This is a genomic window from Autumnicola edwardsiae, from assembly GCF_031846505.1.
Taxonomy (GTDB): domain Bacteria; phylum Bacteroidota; class Bacteroidia; order Flavobacteriales; family Flavobacteriaceae; genus Autumnicola; species Autumnicola edwardsiae.
The window spans coordinates 1-4,402 of the sequence record NZ_JAVRHP010000149.1 but is presented as its reverse complement, the minus strand read 5'-3'; the positions used below and the strand labels follow the sequence as shown (position 1 = coordinate 4,402).

The 4,402-nt window shown below is 40.6% G+C and carries 3 protein-coding genes; all 3 read left to right on the top strand.

Annotated features, from left to right (window positions below; translation table 11 throughout):
- The first annotated feature begins 172 nt into the window (after positions 1–172).
- Positions 173–1,516 carry an NADP-specific glutamate dehydrogenase gene (gene gdhA / locus RM529_RS15970; RefSeq protein ID WP_311485746.1) on the top strand — a complete coding sequence of 448 codons (1,344 nt, stop codon included), beginning with the start codon at positions 173–175 and terminating at the stop codon, positions 1,514–1,516.
- A 131-nt stretch (positions 1,517–1,647) separates the two neighbouring features.
- The gene (recO, locus tag RM529_RS15965) at positions 1,648–2,367 is read left to right on the top strand and encodes a DNA repair protein RecO (protein WP_311485745.1); all 720 of its coding nucleotides are present in this window, start codon (positions 1,648–1,650) and stop codon (positions 2,365–2,367) included.
- The coding region (locus tag RM529_RS15960; protein ID WP_311485744.1) for a TonB-dependent receptor at positions 2,367–4,402 on the top strand (2,036 nt) is incomplete at its 3' end. The genes recO and RM529_RS15960, both read left to right, overlap by 1 nt.

Here is a 4,402-nt window from a genome sequence, read left to right as displayed (position 1 = left end):
TGAAAAGAACTTTAACAATGTTAAAAAACCAAAATTTCCACGAAGACAACTGTTTTCTCATGTTAATGTTATATCAAAAAATAAAAATGATCGACTATCGTTTGCAGAAATCTTATATTTGCAGCGCATAACAGCAATATTTTTTAATAATCCTCATTAGTAGAACTCTATTATGGAACAAAATGTAAAAGATTTCCTTGATAAAATATCAGTAAGAAATCAAAATGAACCTGAATTCATGCAGGCGGTTCATGAAGTTGCAGAAACAATAATCCCTTTTATAGAAAAAAATAAAAAGTATCAGAACGCCAAGCTCTTAGAGCGCATGGTAGAGCCGGAAAGAGTAATCATGTTTAGAGTGCCGTGGTTGGACGACCAAGGTGAAATCCAGGTGAACAGGGGTTTCAGGATTCAGATGAACTCTGCCATTGGGCCTTACAAAGGAGGTTTAAGGTTTCACCCATCAGTTAATTTGAGTATTTTGAAATTCCTCGCTTTTGAGCAGGTTTTCAAGAACAGCTTAACGACATTGCCTATGGGTGGCGGTAAAGGAGGTTCAGATTTTGAACCAAAAGGAAAGTCTGATAATGAAGTGATGCGATTTTGCCAGAGCTTTATGACCGAGCTTTCTAAACATATTGGAGCAAATACAGATGTGCCGGCAGGTGATATTGGAGTTGGCGGCCGTGAAATAGGGTATCTTTTTGGACAATATAAAAGATTACAAAATGAATTTACAGGAATCTTAACCGGGAAGGCTATTTCTTACGGCGGTTCGTTAATACGTCCCGAAGCTACAGGTTACGGTAATGTTTACTTTACAGCAAATATGCTCTCCAGAAAAGGAGATAAAATTGAGGGCAAAACCTTAATTATTTCCGGGTCTGGAAATGTCGCGCAATTCGCTGCAGAAAAAGCCCTGCAATTAGGAGGTAAAGTGGTTACCATGTCAGATTCCGGAGGATACATTTACGATGAAGAAGGAATAGACCAGGACAAGCTTCAGTATATAATGAACCTCAAAAATGTGGAGCGTGGCAGGATAAGTGAATATGTCGAGGAATATCCAAATGCCAAATATTACGAAGGAGAAACTCCATGGAATGTTAAATGTGATATCGCCATGCCTTGTGCCACTCAAAATGAATTGCAGGAAGAAGATGCTAAAGCTTTGGTGGCCAACGGGTGTATGTGCGTGGGAGAAGGTGCCAACATGCCTTGTACTCCAGAAGCTGTTGCGGTTTTCCAGGATGCAAAAATCCTCTTCTCTCCCGGGAAGGCATCAAATGCAGGGGGAGTGGCCACTTCAGGATTGGAAATGTCCCAGAATTCTTTGCGTTACTCCTGGACTTCAGAAGAAGTAGACAAAAAACTTCACGAAATAATGAACGATATACATGCAAAATGTGTTGAATTTGGAACAGATGAAGATGGATACGTAGATTACGTGAAAGGAGCCAATATTGCCGGTTTCGTAAAAGTAGCCGATGCTATGCTCGCCCAGGGAGCAGTTTAAAATTATAGTACCACACGATTTTTAAAGAGGTCGTCTTAAAATGCCAATTATCGTCATCCTGAATTTATTCAGTTGAAGAAAAAGGCTTTTTGGACGACCTCTTTTTATACCTTTGGCTTCAAATTTACCCAATGCACGTAAACACCGAAGCAATAGTTATTAGTGCGCTAAAATACGGAGAGGCAGATCTTATTGTAAAGGCCTATACCCTGGAAAGCGGACTCAAAACATACATGCTTCGCGGGATATTGAAGTCGAAAAAGGGCAAATTAAAGGCATCGCTCTTCCAGCTGCTCACCCAGCTCGACCTGGTTGCCAGCCATAAAAATAAAGGGACGCTGGAGTACTTAAAGGAGGCAAAAGTGCTGCATACTTACCAAACGTTGCACACAAACGTGGTAAAAGCATCTATGGTGATGTTTTTAGCTGAAGTTTTAAAGAATGCAATTCGGGAGGAAGAGGCAAACCGGCCAATGTACGAGTATTTAAAGGCCGGTTTAAACTGGCTGGACCTTCACGAGACGATAGCCAATTTCCATTTGTTGTTTTTGCTGAAATTATGCCGATATTTGGGGTTTCAGCCTGATGACTCTAATAAGAATTTTCCGTATTTCAATATGCTGGATGGGGTTTTCCAGGAATACAAGAGTAATGAATATTGTATTGAAGGTGAAAATCTCCAGGTTTTGCGGCAGTTCTTGGGCATAAATTTTGATGGCCTCTCAAGTATAAAACTAAACCAGACAAGCCGGACTAATTTCCTGAATATCCTTATTTTGTACTACGAATTACATATTGAAGGTTTTAGAAAGCCAAAGTCGCTTGCCGTCCTCAACGAAATCTTCAGCTAATGCGATTGCTCTTTGGCATAATTGCCTTTTTCTTATCTTTCCAAATATATGCACAGGAAATTCAGGTTTTCGATAAGGAAACCAATGAACCACTTCCTAATGTGGCCATTTATAATCCCGAAAAATCCAGGACAACACTTACCAATTTTGATGGTTTTGCAGATATTTCTAAATTCAGCACAAATGAAATCCTGATTTTTAAGCATATTTCCCACGATGAGGTGAGGATGAGAAAATTTGACATCATCAGGGAAAATCATTCGGTTTATTTGAACAGTAATGAGAATGAACTGGAGCAGGTAATATTGTCCATTTCCAAATTCGAGATGAGCAAGGAAGATATTCCGCAGAAAATAGTAACTGTAACTCCTGAAGATATTAAACTGTACACTCCGCAAACTTCAGCAGACCTTCTTGAAAATACCGGGCAGGTTTATGTTCAAAAGAGTCAGTTAGGCGGTGGAAGTCCCATGATTCGTGGCTTTGCGACCAACCGGCTATTAATTACGGTAGATGGTGTGAGGATGAATACCGCAATTTTTAGAAGCGGAAACCTTCAAAATGTAATTTCCATAGATCCGCTTGCTGTGGAGAGCAGCGAAATAATTATTGGCCCCGGCTCTGTGGTTTACGGCAGCGATGCTATTGGTGGGGTCATGAATTTTTACACGCTGCGCCCTGATTTTTCTTTCAACGGAAAAACTTCGGTTTCCGGAAATGCTTACTCGTGCTATGCTACGGCAAATAATGAAAAAACAGTGCATGCAGATGTGAATGTTGGGCGGCAAAAATGGGCCTCTAAAACTTCAGTTACTTATTCAGATTTTGGAGATCTTAAAATGGGAAAACATGGCCCTGAAGAATATTTGAGAACCGACTATGCAATTCGCCGGAATGGGGAGGATATCAAGGTAGAAAATCCAGATCCGCGGGTACAGAAACCTACGGGTTATAATCAGATCAACCTTTTGGAAAAGATTAAATTTATGCCCGACGGAAATTGGGATTTTAACCTGGGACTTATCTATTCCACAACTTCAGATTATCCGCGTTACGACAGGCTGTATAGGAAACGGGATGGGGTTTTACGATCTGCCGAATGGTATTATGGTCCCCAAAGCTGGTTTTTGGGGAATTTCAAAGTCAATAAAACCGGAAATGGAAAGGTGTACGATAAAGCCCAGTTTACTGCCGCTTATCAATATTTTGCTGAAAGCCGTAACGACCGGAATTTTGGTGAAGAAGTACTTTTTAATACCGAAGAAAATGTAGATGCCTACTCTTTTAACTTCGATTTTGAAAAGGGATTTCAGGAAAGTAAATTTTTCTACGGAATAGAATACGTGCTCAATAATGTGCATTCTGAAGGGGAAAGTAGACATATAATTTCCGGTGAAGTTAATCCAACCGCTTCCCGATATCCTGATAATTCTTCCTGGCAATCTTTTGCCGCCTACGGAAGTTATCAATGGAAAATACAGGAAAACCTGGCTTTTCAATCTGGGTTAAGGTATAACCGTGTAATTTTAAATGCAGATTTTGATGCCGGTTTTTATAATTTTCCTTTTGAAGAGGCAGATATTAATACTGGCGCGTTAACCGGAAGTGCCGGTATTAACTGGCAGCAAAACAACAATTTGAATTGGAGACTCAATTTATCCACCGCTTTTCGGGCACCGAATATCGACGATATTGGAAAAATTTTCGACTCCGAGCCCGGCGCGGTTATAGTTCCCAATCCCGATCTTGAACCCGAATATGCTTACAACGGCGAGCTAGGCGTGGACTGGACTCCGGTAGAAAATATTCAATTCGAAATTGCAGGATTTTACACCTATCTCGATAATGCCATGGTAAGGCGGGATTTTAGCCTGGATGGCGAGACCATTATAGATTACCAGGGAGAGCCAAGCCGTGTGCAGGCAATCCAGAATTCGGCTAGTGCTTACGTCTATGGATTTGAGGGAGGGATGAAAATTGATTTTTCAGTGGCTTTCAGGTTAACTTCCCAGCTCACTATTACTGAAGGAAAGGA